Annotated in this window: 16 protein-coding genes and 3 pseudogenes; 6 read left to right on the plus strand and 13 right to left on the minus strand. The window is 42.3% G+C overall.

Annotation, left to right across the window (positions count from 1 at the left end):
• Positions 1-325 precede the first annotated feature (325 nt).
• On the minus strand, positions 326-550 hold the full coding sequence (locus tag I3X05_RS08895; RefSeq protein ID WP_337970621.1) for a GNAT family N-acetyltransferase: 225 nt from the start codon (positions 548-550) through the stop codon (positions 326-328).
• A gap of 135 nt (positions 551-685) precedes the next feature.
• Here I3X05_RS08895 and I3X05_RS08900 point away from each other — a divergent pair.
• A pseudogene (locus I3X05_RS08900) lies at positions 686-1808 on the plus strand (IS3 family transposase).
• 37 nt (positions 1809-1845) lie between these two features.
• On the opposite strand, the gene I3X05_RS08905 reads toward I3X05_RS08900, so the two are convergent.
• From I3X05_RS08905 to I3X05_RS08915, 3 genes are all read right to left on the minus strand, one after another.
• Positions 1846-2886 (minus strand): ISL3 family transposase, encoded by a 1041-nt coding sequence (locus I3X05_RS08905; protein ID WP_337971171.1) that lies wholly within the window; start codon positions 2884-2886, stop codon positions 1846-1848.
• Positions 2887-3060: 174 nt separating this feature from the next.
• On the minus strand, positions 3061-3333 hold the full coding sequence (locus tag I3X05_RS08910) for a hypothetical protein (protein WP_337970622.1): 273 nt from the start codon (positions 3331-3333) through the stop codon (positions 3061-3063).
• A 1198-nt stretch (positions 3334-4531) separates the two neighbouring features.
• Positions 4532-4822: a YkgJ family cysteine cluster protein gene (locus I3X05_RS08915; RefSeq protein WP_026028227.1), complete on the minus strand. Its 291-nt coding sequence runs from the start codon at positions 4820-4822 to the stop codon at positions 4532-4534.
• 291 nt (positions 4823-5113) lie between these two features.
• Between I3X05_RS08915 and I3X05_RS08920 the strand changes: the two genes are divergently transcribed.
• Positions 5114-5344: a PAS factor family protein gene (locus tag I3X05_RS08920; RefSeq protein WP_013868597.1), complete on the plus strand. Its 231-nt coding sequence runs from the start codon at positions 5114-5116 to the stop codon at positions 5342-5344.
• Positions 5345-5463: 119 nt separating this feature from the next.
• Here I3X05_RS08920 and I3X05_RS08925 read toward each other — a convergent pair whose 3' ends face one another.
• Positions 5464-5664, minus strand: a complete 201-nt coding sequence (locus I3X05_RS08925) for a DUF1289 domain-containing protein (protein ID WP_082069745.1) — start codon at positions 5662-5664, stop codon at positions 5464-5466.
• A gap of 319 nt (positions 5665-5983) precedes the next feature.
• Between I3X05_RS08925 and I3X05_RS08930 the strand changes: the two genes are divergently transcribed.
• Positions 5984-6343 (plus strand): hypothetical protein, encoded by a 360-nt coding sequence (locus I3X05_RS08930; RefSeq protein WP_045569190.1) that lies wholly within the window; start codon positions 5984-5986, stop codon positions 6341-6343.
• Between the two features lie 211 nt (positions 6344-6554).
• Here the strand turns inward: I3X05_RS08930 and I3X05_RS23765 are convergent.
• The 6 genes and pseudogenes from I3X05_RS23765 to I3X05_RS08955 form a co-directional block, all read right to left on the minus strand.
• Positions 6555-6620, minus strand: a pseudogene (locus tag I3X05_RS23765) (tetratricopeptide repeat protein); the annotation flags it as partial.
• A 33-nt stretch (positions 6621-6653) separates the two neighbouring features.
• On the minus strand, positions 6654-8186 hold the full coding sequence (tnpC, locus tag I3X05_RS08935) for an IS66 family transposase (protein WP_193277853.1): 1533 nt from the start codon (positions 8184-8186) through the stop codon (positions 6654-6656).
• 59 nt (positions 8187-8245) lie between these two features.
• Positions 8246-8599, minus strand: a complete 354-nt coding sequence (gene tnpB / locus I3X05_RS08940; protein WP_337970604.1) for an IS66 family insertion sequence element accessory protein TnpB — start codon at positions 8597-8599, stop codon at positions 8246-8248.
• On the minus strand, positions 8596-8916 hold the full coding sequence (tnpA, locus tag I3X05_RS08945; RefSeq protein WP_045569184.1) for an IS66 family insertion sequence element accessory protein TnpA: 321 nt from the start codon (positions 8914-8916) through the stop codon (positions 8596-8598). Before tnpA ends, tnpB begins: the two co-directional genes overlap by 4 nt.
• A gap of 76 nt (positions 8917-8992) precedes the next feature.
• The gene (locus I3X05_RS08950) at positions 8993-9421 is read right to left on the minus strand and encodes a tetratricopeptide repeat protein (protein WP_337970623.1); all 429 of its coding nucleotides are present in this window, start codon (positions 9419-9421) and stop codon (positions 8993-8995) included.
• 144 nt (positions 9422-9565) lie between these two features.
• Positions 9566-10165: pseudogene (locus tag I3X05_RS08955) on the minus strand (pentapeptide repeat-containing protein).
• 195 nt (positions 10166-10360) lie between these two features.
• Between I3X05_RS08955 and I3X05_RS08960 the strand changes: the two are divergent.
• The gene (locus I3X05_RS08960; protein WP_226972542.1) at positions 10361-10660 is read left to right on the plus strand and encodes a hypothetical protein; all 300 of its coding nucleotides are present in this window, start codon (positions 10361-10363) and stop codon (positions 10658-10660) included.
• A gap of 193 nt (positions 10661-10853) precedes the next feature.
• Here I3X05_RS08960 and I3X05_RS08965 read toward each other — a convergent pair whose 3' ends face one another.
• Positions 10854-11843, minus strand: coding sequence for a restriction endonuclease (locus I3X05_RS08965; RefSeq protein WP_193158215.1), 990 nt, complete (start codon positions 11841-11843; stop codon positions 10854-10856).
• 242 nt (positions 11844-12085) lie between these two features.
• Between I3X05_RS08965 and I3X05_RS08970 the strand changes: the two genes are divergently transcribed.
• Together I3X05_RS08970 and I3X05_RS08975 are read left to right on the plus strand one after the other, a co-directional pair.
• Positions 12086-12370: a type II toxin-antitoxin system RelB/DinJ family antitoxin gene (locus tag I3X05_RS08970; protein ID WP_045569188.1), complete on the plus strand. Its 285-nt coding sequence runs from the start codon at positions 12086-12088 to the stop codon at positions 12368-12370.
• Complete coding sequence (locus I3X05_RS08975) at positions 12367-12645, plus strand: type II toxin-antitoxin system mRNA interferase toxin, RelE/StbE family (protein ID WP_010320663.1); 279 nt, start codon at positions 12367-12369, stop codon at positions 12643-12645. The genes I3X05_RS08970 and I3X05_RS08975 overlap by 4 nt, the downstream gene beginning before the upstream one ends.
• Positions 12646-12804: 159 nt before the next feature.
• Here I3X05_RS08975 and I3X05_RS08980 read toward each other — a convergent pair whose 3' ends face one another.
• Positions 12805-13677, minus strand: a complete 873-nt coding sequence (locus I3X05_RS08980) for a hypothetical protein (RefSeq protein ID WP_045569187.1) — start codon at positions 13675-13677, stop codon at positions 12805-12807.
• Positions 13678-13834: the final 157 nt, after the last annotated feature.

Consider the following 13834-nt stretch of genomic DNA (forward strand, 5'->3'; position numbering starts at 1 on the left):
AACCTAAGTTAAAAGCTCTGATTGAGCCAACTGCCCTAACCTCGCGCTTGCTTGAAAACTGATTGAGGCAATTCTCTGAATTTTCAGCGCCAAAGAATAAGTGTCCGGAAAACAGCGCCCAATGAAGCCAACTTGCCGATAAACACAAAAACAATCAGCCGAGGGAACAAAGAAAAACCATAAACCACTGATTTCGCGTGATTAAGCATAACGCCCGCTTAAGGGGCAGCCAACGCTACTACTAACTTACCGCATAACACCGTAATCACAAAAACCAACGCATAGTAAAAATGCCGTGCGTTGGCTGTCCCTCTTGAAGCGTTTGTTATGCCTGTTTTACCTTTTGGGTGTAGTGTTCAAAAGCAACAATCTTATCATAACCTTCAGATTCATAGAGTGATTTTGCTTTATCGTTAGTTGCTGACGTCGCTAATTTAACGGTTAACGCGTTCGTTTCTTTCGCAAAACATTTCACTTTTTGGAGCAATGCTCTCGCAACTCCTTGGTTTCGGGATCCATCAGAAACGAATAGATCATTGAGATACCACATCGGTTTCATTGCGACAGATGAGAATGACGGGTAAAGTTGCACAAAACCAAGAGCTTAGAAGTGGCCCCCGATTTTCGGACATGACTTTAAGTGGTCGATCTGTTTTGATAGTACCCAACAATACAGGGACAGATTATGACTAGAAAACGTAGAAACCACTCTCCTGAGTTTAAAGCTAAGGTGGCACTCGATGCCGCTAAAGGCGATAAAACCGTCGCTGAGTTAGCTCAGAAATACAACCTGCACGCTAACCAAATCTCGACATGGAAAAAGGAGCTGCTTGAAAACGCAGCCATGATTTTTGCCACCGAAAATCACACAGGAAAAGAGAATTCCGAAGAAGTGGACAAACTTCACGCCAAGATCGGTCAATTGACCATGGAAAATGATTTTTTGGCCAAAGTGCTCGGTCGTTAGACCGAGCCCAGCGAAAGAGTTCGCTGGTTAAATCCACCCCATTGCCGATAAAGCGCCAGTGTGAGCTGCTCAATATTGCTCGCTCTGCCGCTTACTATCAACCCATAGGACTCTCTGCTGAGGAGATTGCGTTGCGCCGTATGATTGACGAAATTCATCTTCAGTATCCGTTTATGGGCAGTCGGCGCATTCGAACTGAGCTGGCTAAGAAGGGTCATAGCGTTAATCGTAAGCGTGTTGTTCGACTCATGCGCGATATGGGGATTGGGGCGATTTACCCCAAGCCCAAAACGACGCTGGCGAACAAAGCACACAAGGTGTATCCCTACCTGTTGCGTGATATCGAAGTCACTTACCCAAACCAAGCTTGGGCGATTGATATCACGTACATCCCAATGGCGAAGGGTTCCTGTACCTCGTTGCTATTATCGACTGGTATAGCCGCAAAGTGCTGGCTTGGCGACTATCCAACACCATGGACACGAGTTTTTGTATCGAAGCGCTTGAGGAAGCGCTGAAGCATTATGGGCCACCTGATATCTTTAACTCAGATCAAGGCAGCCAGTTTACCAGCACAGAGTTCACACAGAAGTTAATTGAACATGACATACGTATAAGCATGGACGGGAAAGGCCGCTGGGTTGACAATGTTTTCATTGAGCGATTATGGCGAAGCCTGAAATATGAGGAGGTTTACTTAAAGGCTTATACCACGCCCCGTGAAGCCGAGCTTGAAATCGGCAACTACATGGTGTTTTATAATGAAGAGCGTAACCATCAAGGACTCAATAACCTCACTCCTGATGAGGCCTACTTCGGTAGGCAAAGATACGCAGCATGAGCTGGGTCAACCACTTAAGAAATGAGCTTATGCGGGTTCATCCGGAAAATCGATACTTCGCCTCATGACTGGCTTTGATTTTTAACTCAAAAAATTCCCAATCACGATACCCATAGGCGACTTTGTTCAGCGTCTTTATTCGGTTGTTCACACCCTCTACTCGACCACTATTCATCCTTTCATCATAAAATGCCAATATCCCATCCTTATGCTTCCTCAGGGTCTTAGTAAACTTCTCTAGCATCACAATGCCTGAGTGGTTCGCTTCATCTATCCAGCTTTCTAGCCATCTCTCACCCTCTATCTTTGATGGCTGCGACCACAGCATTCTTAACTTCTCTTTTAAATAATAAACCACCGCTAAGGGCTGATTGGCTGCGAGTGCTCGCTCCAATCTCGCTTGGCCTTGCTCATCTAACCTATCGGGATTACTTACCAATAACCAACGAGTATTCTTAAGGTATTGAGCGTCATTTTTGTTACTCATCGAATTTTGTAGTTCACGCCTGAACTCTGTCAGCTTTTCATTAAAACGCTTCACCACGTGGAAACGGTCAATGACCAACTTCGCCTTCGGGGCGTGCTGTTTTACCGAAGAGATGTATGCCTGTCCCATATCGGTGGCGACGGCTTCAATCGGCTTTTTACAACGCAGCTTCCGTTTCCAAAAACCGTCAAGGCTTTCGGCCTTCTTTCCTTTCTCTGTATAAATGACGGCACTTGTCTTCATATCAATCACAACCGTCATGAAGCCACTTTTTGAGCCACAGTAAATCTCATCAATTCCAATGTGAGTGACGTTTTTAAGACAAGGTTGAGAGTATCGCTTTTGCAGGTAATGCTTCTGAATATCTTTCACTGTATCCCAACAGACACCACATAGCTTGGCAATGGCATTGATGGTGACGTTCAATGCTGACAGCGAGAGAACATACTGTTCAAAGCCCTTTGTGTAACGCACTTTGGGACGAGGAACAAAGTTAAGCGGCAAATACCCGAGTGTATTACAAGCTCGGCATTCAATCCGCTGGTTTGCTATCTGGATGTAACAGGGGCTAGTGCCGATTGGCGTAGCGATGAAACGGCGAACCTTACCTCCTTTTTTTTATGACATCACGACTACGACATGATGGACATTTAATATGAGGATTGTGTGCTACGTGAAAGATGGTCGCGTCACCATCAAACTCTGTAGAGCAATAATGGAAAGGGCCGCGTATTCCAAAGCGATGGTAAAGAAGTGAAGTTGACATTAACTGGCTATTTTTGGCGATATGGTATCAGAAAAGCCATTCAGGTATCGATTTTCCGGATGAACCCTTATGCGTCCAACCATTGGGGTCCACTTCTCTTCATTGCTTTCGGTCATAGCTAAAAAAATCACAGATTCATTATTAGCGAACCGGTTTCTCAAAAATTCTCTAGCGGCATCAATATCCGATTTTTGCCCATAAAACCGACGATAATCATCAAATAAACTCACAATCTGATCTAATTCAGAGATTGAAGCCTTTAAAATCTTCATTTAACTCTCCTTGTCCATTAACAGGCATAACGCCCTGCTAAGGGGTGAGCAATGCACTACAAAAACTACCGCACACCGATTTAATCACAAAACCCAACGCATGCTGAAAATGCCACGCATTGCGAATCCCTCTTAAGCAGTTTGTTAGCTTAAATTTCAGCACCTTAGATTGACCAAACCTGAGATTAACCTGATTTGGGAAACCAGCAAACTGCCTGAGTTTTGAAACCCGAATTGGTTCAAATTTTGTGGCCTTTCATGCGATTTGAAAACCCGAAAATTTTGATAAATCACTTTCGGGAAACCCAAAGCGAAAGCAAAACTTCCAAAGCGACTTTGCGCCAAGCTTGCTAACCTCGCAGCAATCCCAAAATTCAATTGAGGCAACTGCTCAAAACTTGCGTTGGCAAACAATGCTGATTTGCCGAGAAACCAGAACGAATGGCCAAAGGAAGAAAGAACAGACCACAACCAATTTAATTTACTTGTTTTAAGCTAACGCCCAATTAAGTGGTGAACAACGCACTGGCCAAGCCACTGCATTGCACCGTAAACACTTTACCTGACGCATAGTAAAACTGCCACGCGTTGAGAATCCACTTAAATTGTTTGTTATGTGAATTTTACCGTGAATTCAAAGTAAACCACCGTAGAAACGAAGGAATTTTAATAAGTTACGTGAAAAACCAATGCTTACCAAAACCTAAATTTCACAGCGATCTTAGCCAAAGAGAGCCACTTGCAGAATCAACAACAAAGAAAGCGCCCTTTCAGCTACAACAAAACCTTTTGCTTCACCAGATTTTCAGAGTTGAATATCAGCAAGCAAATCAGTCAAAAAGACATTTCAATTAAAGCGATTTGAAACTGACGAAATTCAACACAAACCAGATCCAAAACTCAATTGAGGCAGCCCAAGAACCTTAAAAACGATCAATCTCAGGTTGTTCAAGAATCCATTTCGACCAAGCCAACTTGCCGAAAATACGGAACGAATTCTCAATGAAATCGTAGCTTTGACCTTAAAAACTCATCCAACACATAACGCCCGGTTAAGGGGCTGACAACGCAAACCACTGAACTCCAAATAACCACCGTAATCACAAAGGCCGATTTGAACACAAACCGCCACGCGTTGGCAGTCCCTCTTTAACCGTTTGTTATGGCTAACAACTCTCTGATTTATCGAACAAAACTTTCAAGGTAAATCTGACCTTTCATCTCGACATTCATAAGAGCCCATTTCAAACTCTCGACAAATCCAAGGTCGATTCTCATAAATCGTGCACATGAATGTTTCTCGGTCTAAAGCTGAGCACCAACCATCCGCCAAACGTAGCATGGTTTCCCCACCCCATTGGTCGAAAGCAATGTGTTGCTCTGGCACACCGGTATCTGTAATGATCATGACCTCTAAACGACAGCAACAAGCCTGACAGTTTGAGCAAGAAATTTCCGTACTAGATACATTTTTAATTGGAATTGTCATCGTGTTCTTCAAATCAGTGTAATCACAGAATGGTACTCCAATTTGAACCAATTTATCGACATTCGTGACCAACTCAATTTGGGAGCCATAACGCCCGGCTAAGGGGTTGACAACGCATTGCCGAACTCAAAAAACACACTGTAAACACTGAACTTCAATTTTGCACTAAAATCGCCAAGCGTTGGCAATCCCTCTTGAGCCGTTTGTTATGTGATTGTTGCACAAGATTTACATTAAGGGCTCAGCTATAATCCATACGCACCAAGTTAACTATAATAAAATGGACATGATATGAAAGCTCTTATTTATGAAACACTTATTAGCCTTGCAAACCAAGACCCTGAACAACATGCAAAAATTCGCGAAAATCTGTATGAACAGTTGGGCTTGCCTTTGGACAAACAATTAGCTCTATACTCTAGAGCTCTTGGGCCAGCAAGTTCAGGAAAACTTGAAAATGACCAAGCGATCAATAATGCAGTTGAAAGTGCAATTAAGCTGCTAGAAACACCTGAGCACTAGCCTTGCATTACTAAATATCAGCGGCCCACGACGTCAAGGGCCGTTTTTATATGCTCATTTTCTAACAAATTCTCAGCCAACTTAGACAAAATTATCACCAGTAATACTTTTAGAGAAAGCTAAAACCTCGATTTTTGAGCCAATTCCCTTCTTTGACGGCATGCGATAAGAATCTTGTTCTTTTCAATTATCGTTGAAGAATGCCAGTCAATAATTTCATTCAACGATCTGAAACATCCCAAACAAATATCCATTTCATCTAAACAGCACTGTCTAATGCACGGTGACTTGGGGACCTCACTCATTTTCCTATCCTCCATAACAAAAATCCTATCACATTTCCGCAGTAGTCTTTATTAACGAAATCATAGTAAAGAATTCGGCGTACACTAGCACATAACGCCCTGTTAAGGTGTGAGCAACGCAATACCGAAGCCCCCTGCATACCTCCTTAAACACTAAACGCAACGCATAGCAAAAATGCCACGCGTTGCGAATCACTCTTAAACAGTTTGTTAGTATAATGAGAACAATGACATACTCAACTAGTTGATTACAGATAAAACTACGTGTAATCTCGAGTAATTTCTCGACTCTCACAACTCCGTATATTCAAACAATCAAGGAATACATACACTAATGGACTTCGTAACAAGAAACTTAGAATCATTGGAAAATGCAAAATCCAAGTTTATTTTTTTAATCTCTGAGATTGAAAAAATAGATGAGAATGATAAAGATCTTCCTCGTTATAAATCAGTTTTAGCCGATTTATCAGAGATAATCGATAACTCGGAAAGTTGGGATAAAACACTTTCCCGTTTACCTGAAAAAGCAAAAAACCAAGTCTTGAACAATTTAGATACATATAATAATGACCCACAAGGCTATACTGGAGTGTTAGCTCTTTCATCATTTGTTTTTATGCTTCATACAGCTCGAGATTTGCAAAACCCTGAAAAAATCAAAGCTATATTGAAAGAGGTTGGCGTACTTTAATCCAATGGAAGAGGCTCAGTTCCACGAGCCTTATTTCAATAACAATACAACCTTACCTGCTGCAAGCGCTTATACTAACGCCCGGCTAAGGGGTTGACAACGCATAGCCGAACTCAAAAAACACACTGTAAACACTGAACTTCAATTTTGCACTAAAGTCGCCAAGCGTTGGCAATCCCTCTTGAGCCGTTTGTTATAAGCGTGCTTCGTTTTACCATGTTTTATCTAAGTCTTGTGCGTATAAAGAAATAGCTCGCTGGTACTCTTTAATTGCATCGTATCCGCCCCATGAACCCACGGGGCGATATTGTTAGTGTTTGAAGTTCCAAGGCAGGAGTGCATCGATATCAGGTTCCGCTTTCGCTAACTCCTGCATGCACTTGACCATGTAGTCGTAAAGGATAAGGCCGTTGGCTTTCGCTGTCTCGACGATACTGTAAAGCATCGCGCTCGCTTCCGCCCCGTTAGGGTTGGTCGAGAAGAGCCAGTTCTTTCTCCCAATAACCAGCGGTTTTATTGCGCGTTCAGCTCGGTTGTTGTCTATCGATAAGTGACCGTCATCGATATAGCGGGTGAGCTTCGGCCATTGGCCGAGCGTGTATTTTATCGCTTTACCCAGCGGGCTAGACTCAAGCACTTTCTGAGTTGTCATCCATTCATAAAGCTCATCCAGTATCGGCTTAGCATGCTCTTGGCGCTCTGCTTTTCGTTTTTCCGCAGACTCACCTTTTAAGCGTGATTCTATTCCATAAAGCTTCTGGATTTTGGCCAGCGCTTTATCCGCTTTACCTGACTTGCCTTTGCCTTGAAGCTTCTTCGCCTCCATGAACTTGCGCCGAGCATGCGCGAAGCAACCGACATTGGTGACGAGATGAAGCCCATCATAAACACCATAGCCATCGGTTTGTAGATAACCACTGTAATCCCCCAAGAAGGCAACAGGGCACGCCCTAGCTCGACTGTTTTGATAGTCGTACAAGACGATATTTCTCACATTAGGGAGGGCGGCATCTGGCGAGTCTGCGCCCGAGCAGTAAAGCCACATATAACACTGTTTATCTTCTTTGAGGACATTGAGCGGCGTTTCATCCGCCTGAATCACCACTTGCTCAAGTAGGTGCGTTTTTAAGGCCGCGTAAAGTGGAGCGAACTTCTCACTGACTTGGATAATCCACCTTGCCATGGTGGTTCGTGAGAGTTCGATACCCGACTGGGTAAACAGGGATTCTTGACGGTAAAGTGGCATCGCATATTGGTATTTGCCGAGGATGATATTGGTCAACAAGCTTTCTGTGGCGAAGCTCTTCGGGATAATGCTTTGCGGCGCTGGCTTTTGAACAATGCGGCTGTTGTCCTGAGTTTGCTCGCATTGGCGGCAAGCATATTTAGGACGAACATATTCCAACACTTTAAGTACCGCAGGTGTGAACTCAAGTTTCTCGCTACGGTCTTCACCGATTTTATGCAGACTATGTTGGCAGCAAGCGCACTGCTTTTCATCGTCGTCTAAATCGAGTTCGATAACCTCACGAGGCAAGGTCTTTGGCAGTGGCTGACGTTTACCGCGTTTCTTCGTTGTGATGGTCGTTGTGACAACTTCAACCTCTTCTTCCTTAGCGGCTTCACATTCCGCTTCGTTGAAGAGGTCACCTTGTGATTCATTGTAAGGCTTTAACGCCTCCGAGCGTTTAGCGAACTGACGGTCGAAGGCAAGTTTGAGTTGTTCAAGCAGCGATTGGCGCTCTTGTTTCAATTGGTTTTCTGACGCCAACAGTGCTTTCACCATCGCTTGTAGCTCGGCAACATCTTGGCTTTCTGGGTTGATATTTGGCGTCTTTTTCATGGCATTGATGATACTAAAATCATGCCGTTAATGCTTGGTGGATAAGACTTTATTATCGCTTAAGTCATTGTAAAATCGTTTATTCTAACGGGTTTATGGCCGATAATCGTGAAGCCAGAAAGCAGTCTATCAAGCTCGAATTGAGTTAGGGTAAACACCTCATTTTGCTCTTTTGATGGCCACTTGTACTTGGCTTTTTCAAGGCGCTTATACCAAAGAGCAAAGCCTGTTTTATCCCAGTACAACACTTTGATTTTGTCGCGCTGTTTGTTGGTGAACAGGAACAGTGCGCCGCTGCCCAAGGGCAAGTCGGTGTCATTTTCGATAATCGCAGCGAGGCCGTTGATGGACTTTCTAAAATCGACGCTTTCACGATACAAGTAAATCTTTGGAGCGCTGAGCATGCGTTTCATGATAACGCACCGATAAGCTCTGCGAGATAGGTCGCTGGTGTGCCTTGTGGGATGCTCAGTTCAACATTGTTTACAAGTAGTGTCATGTTGGCAACGACAACGTGAGTGGCTTGATACTTTGTCGTCTTTTCAACGACTTCTGCTTTAACAAAGCCAACCGTGTTCGGTTTTTCGATGTGCTTTAACTGTTGGCGCTTAGCGTAAAAAGTGGAAAGGCTCAGTCCGTTACGTTCACAGAATAATCGTTGTGATAGCTGGCTGGATTCATAGTGTTCGAACAGGGTTCGCCATTCTTGGTTAGTGCGTCGTTTGGCCATTTCAAATCTCCTTTGGGTTGGAGGTTTGATCTTATTATTCGGGCTAGACGATTAGAATGCGGGGTTTATGATGCGCTTACATTGCATCACTATTCTTGGTCGATACTAGAAGTCCAAGTAGCAATGATATCGCTTCTTTATAGCGTCCCAAGTTGTAGAGGCACATGACATAGAAAGGCTGAACTTCAATAGAACCAGGGTAGTCACTGAGAGTTTGCTCGAAATAGCTTAACGCCTCTGAATACATGCCAAGGGTTCGATAAGTGCTCGCTAGCCCAAACAAAGCATCAAACCTTTCTACCGACGAAAGTAGACCCGAAAGAGACAACAGATAATGAGCAACCGCTTCTTGCTCTTTACCCTCATTGTCGTACGACCAAGCAATTTGCAAGTGAGCCTTAGCAGAATAAGCCTCATCATTTAATAACGTTTTTAGTAAAGCTCTCGACTCTTGATACTTAGCCTTTTTCCGCAATTCAATCGCTTGTTTGATGAGACTTTCCATAATTTTCCTCGAAGCTTATAACGCCCGGCTAAGGGGTTGACAACGCACCACCGAACTTAAAAAACACACCGTAAACCCTGAACTTCAATTTTGCACTAAAGTCGCCAAGCGTTGACAATCCCTCTTGAGCCGTTTGTTAGGCTATTAATCCACCAATTCAATACCTAAGCTTTCTAATAAGCTCAACGCTTCATATCGTGAAAACTTAGCCTTTTTAACGTTATTTTCTAGTACGTTAATGGAGTATGCTATTGATTCACTGAAATCAACCCCTTGCAAATTTGTTCTCATAAATAAACTGTGGCTAAGATCACTATAAATCATTATTGAACCTGCAAAGTTACCTTCACGGAAATCAACATCATGCAACTTACATTCATCCAAAACCAATTCATTTAAGGTCAGGCCAAAGAAAGACGAGTCATTTAAAATACAACGCTTAAAACTTAGCTCAAAGTCTGAGTGATAAACTGGCCATGTCGCTTTCGTCCAATCAACGCCAACTAACTTACTGTCTTGAAATTTAAGCTCAAAGAGCTTTGAGTTTGTAAAATCCACCAAACTCAAATTGCAGCGTTCAAATGTTCAGTTTGTAAACTTACATTTCTGGAATTTAACCGCTGAAAAATCGCAGTCGGAGAATTGGCAATCTTCAAACTCGACGTCGCTATATTTCTCATCAGGTGAGGAAAGCTTCTCAAAAGAAACGTCGAAATATTGCTCATTATTTTTTAAATCTATCATCGTATCCTCTGAATAGCCTAACGCCCGGCTAAGGGGTTGACAACGCACCGCAGAACTTAAAAAACACACTGTAAACTCTGAATTTCAATTTTGCACTAAAGTCACCACGCGTTGACAATCCCTCTTGAGCCGTTTGTTAGCTGCTACACTTTAGCCGGAGATTGACTAACCAATAGCCTAATTTAAAACACATTATTGCTTTCAAACGACAAAGTAAAACGGACAACTGAGAAACTAAAACCTAATCCACGAAACGCACTTGGCAAAGAAGAAATAACAGGAAAACTTGACGAGCTTCTAGAGCTTAAATTTACAAAGAATTATGTCGAAGAAACCAACAACCAAGTGCGCGAAATCCATTTAAGCGCAAAAGAGCTTCAAAACCAAAGAAGCCACACCAAAGAAATAAACAAACACACCACTTCCCGTCAGAAGACTTCGGTTAGTTCAACCGCTTCACAAACAGTGCCACTGGCGAGATACGCGGAAAAATGATGACTTTCAGGTGTAAAGCTAGAACCTCAGACTAAGAAAAATAAACACGTAATTTCATGATTTTTATTAACCTCAGCTAACGCCCAATTAAGTAGTCCGAAACGCGACTACCAACTTCCTGCACAACACCGTAATCACCAAACTCAACGCAAAACAAAAATGCCACGCGTTGAGGGTCTGCTTGAATTGTTTGTTATGTTTTTCTGTTCGTCGATTTTTCAATGAGCTCATTCAAAAATTGCTTATTATTTTTAGCATGTAACATTAGGTCTGTAAAATGGTTACCTGTTATTTCAGGCACACTAAACACCCTTTTCGGATCAATCCACTTTCCCCAGTGTATTGGTACTTGAATTTGAAGCATTGCGCTTTGAACCTCTGACCAAGACTTATATAAATGTGCTGATGTTCCACTAAAATCTGGATGAACCGAGCATATATTGATAAGGTTATTTAAGCTTATTAGTTCTTCAATATAGCGTATCTGACTAAATTCCCACCAATAAATTTCAATATTACCATCAAAATATTTTAGGGTATCAATATCTCCATTGTATACTATTGCTGAGTCGCCAAAATCAGGTAAGCAAAATTTACACCCATACATTAGTTCTAATACACCATTAATTCTAAGTAACTGGACTCTAGACCATACAATATTTTCTTTAGAAATAACATCCCTATTACATTTGGGATTTTGACACTTAAGGGGAAAGTAATCCCAATCAGTTTTATTAACATGATGATGGAGCTTATGAGGTTCAGGAAAGTACTTTTGTAACGTATATCCTGTCATATTTGGAATGATGTCTAGAATATCACTTTGATAAAACTTTATACATTCAATCGGCATCTTCTTTCTATTACTTAATTGCTCAAACTGTGACTCCAAATTGCTTGTGGCATGGGTTGAATAAAAAGCAATGAAACCATCACACTCGTGCCTCAAGACTCGGTCTGATATGTTTTTTTCGATATCTGGACCGATGGCTTTACCCGAATTCGCATAATGCTTACAACTAACCAAATAAGTAATTCCAGATTTTCTTACGATCAAGTCTTTACCTTGATCGTTTCCCTCAGATGGTCTTCCAATTATTTCATACCCTATATACCAGAGCACATCTTCTGCAAAGAACTCCCACTGGGTAGAGTCAAGAGACTTTAGTTCTTCAATATACATACGACTTCCTTTCATGATCTGGTTTAGTAAAGTATCTACTAAACGTGGGGTACTCTGAAACATAACGCCCGGCTAAGGGGTTAGACAACGCATAGCCGAACTCAAAAAAACACTGTAAACACTGAACTTCAATTTTGCACCAAAGCCGCCAAGCGTTGGCAATCCCTCTTGAGCCGTTTGTTAGTTGCCCTTGCCCAACTCCAGTGCTAACATTTGTACACACGCAAACTTAGGAACTACTTATGGACACTAGAATTCAATTTCGTGTTGATGACGAAATTAAACGTTTAGCCCAACAAATGGCTGAGAGCCAAGGTCGCACACTCAGCGATGCTTGCCGTGAACTTACTGAACAAATGGCTGAGCAACAAAGAAAAACATTATCTCATGACGCTTGGTTAACTGAACAAATAAACCTAGCATTTGAGAAGTTTGACTCAGGAAAATCTTCATTTGTTGAACATAATTCAGCTAAAGCACGAATGACTGAACGAAAGGCCAAAATTCGTAATCGAGGCCAGCAATGATTTTATGGGAAGAAGAATCGCTAAATGATCGAGAGAAGATCTTTGAGTTTCTTTATGACTTTAACCCTGATGCGGCTGAAAAAACTGATGACATTATTGAGGCTAAAGTAGAAAACTTACTCGAACAACCATTGATGGGTGTTCAACGAGATGGAATTCGAGGACGATTACTCATTATTCCCGAAATCTCAATGATCGTTTCGTACTGGGTAGAAGGTTCAATTATTCGCATAATGCGAGTTCTACACCAGAAGCAGAAATTCCCTACCGATTGATTGTAGTCGGTGGGCAACTAACGCCCGGTTAAGGGGCAGACAACGCCACTATCAAGCTTCCGCATAACACCGTAACCACAAAAACCAACGCATAATAAAAATGCCACGCGTTGGCTGTCCCTCTTGAAGCGTTTGTTAGGTGCTAATTGCCCACTCTAACTAGTTCAATCGTGCAGGTTGAACTGCTTGAACCAAAGCTTGTATATCGACATTGTTTAAACCACCTTTTTTTGCCTTATTGTTCAAATAAGTGCCAAACTTCTCGGTGACATAAATGTCGTCCATCCAAAGACGGAACTCACCTAAAGCCTCAACAGGATAAATCCATGCCATTGGATCTTTTTGGGGGAAATCTTCCGGAAATACGTGAAGGTGTTTTCGACGAAGACCGTATTTTTCATCAAAGCTATTGCCACACCAATGTTTGCCCCAAGCCATACCAACGCTTATATCTGGCATCGTATTACTGTCAAAAGGCATACCACCTCTAATACCGGAGATTACTAAATTAGCAATCTCAGAAAAAACACTGAAGTAACCTGACGGTAACTCGTTAAGTGTTATACGCTCGTGAAAAGTTTTCCAATATTGTGGCAGCGAGTCTTCAGGATTGTAGCCTGTGCGTTCATAAATGAATGTACGAAGAGTTAGTCTGGCAAGGCTACGATAATTACGTGTGGCCTGTTCCTGTGGTGTTTGAGACTCGAACGCATAGTATTCAAGTATTGCCATGCAATTAACATCGTTGATTGCATGGTAAGTTTTCCCATCGACGGTAATTGGAACATATAAACTATTTGGGTCACCACCTTGCTCCAGAATCAACCGCTCAATAGCCTGACCACGAGGCTTAAAGCGCAAATCTGCTTCCCAATCTTTTACAAGAGTGATTATTACACTTGGTGCAACACCACATAAGGCAGCCAAACCACGAGCACCAAGATACGGAGTGCCGTTGTTCATTACCCCCATTTCAATTCCGTCAGGAGCAGTATGTTTTACTGAAGATAGTTGAAGGTTGTATTGTTCCATTTAGATTCCTTTCGATTAGATACCCATTTTTTATATGTGGTCTCATATGCAAGAAAACAAGTATGAAGTACGATATTTCTAGCACCTAACGCCCGCTTAAGGGGCAGACAACGCTACTACCGAGCTTCCGCATAACACCATTATCACAAAAACCAAC

This window comes from Vibrio navarrensis (assembly GCF_015767675.1).
Classification (GTDB): Bacteria; Pseudomonadota; Gammaproteobacteria; order Enterobacterales; family Vibrionaceae; genus Vibrio.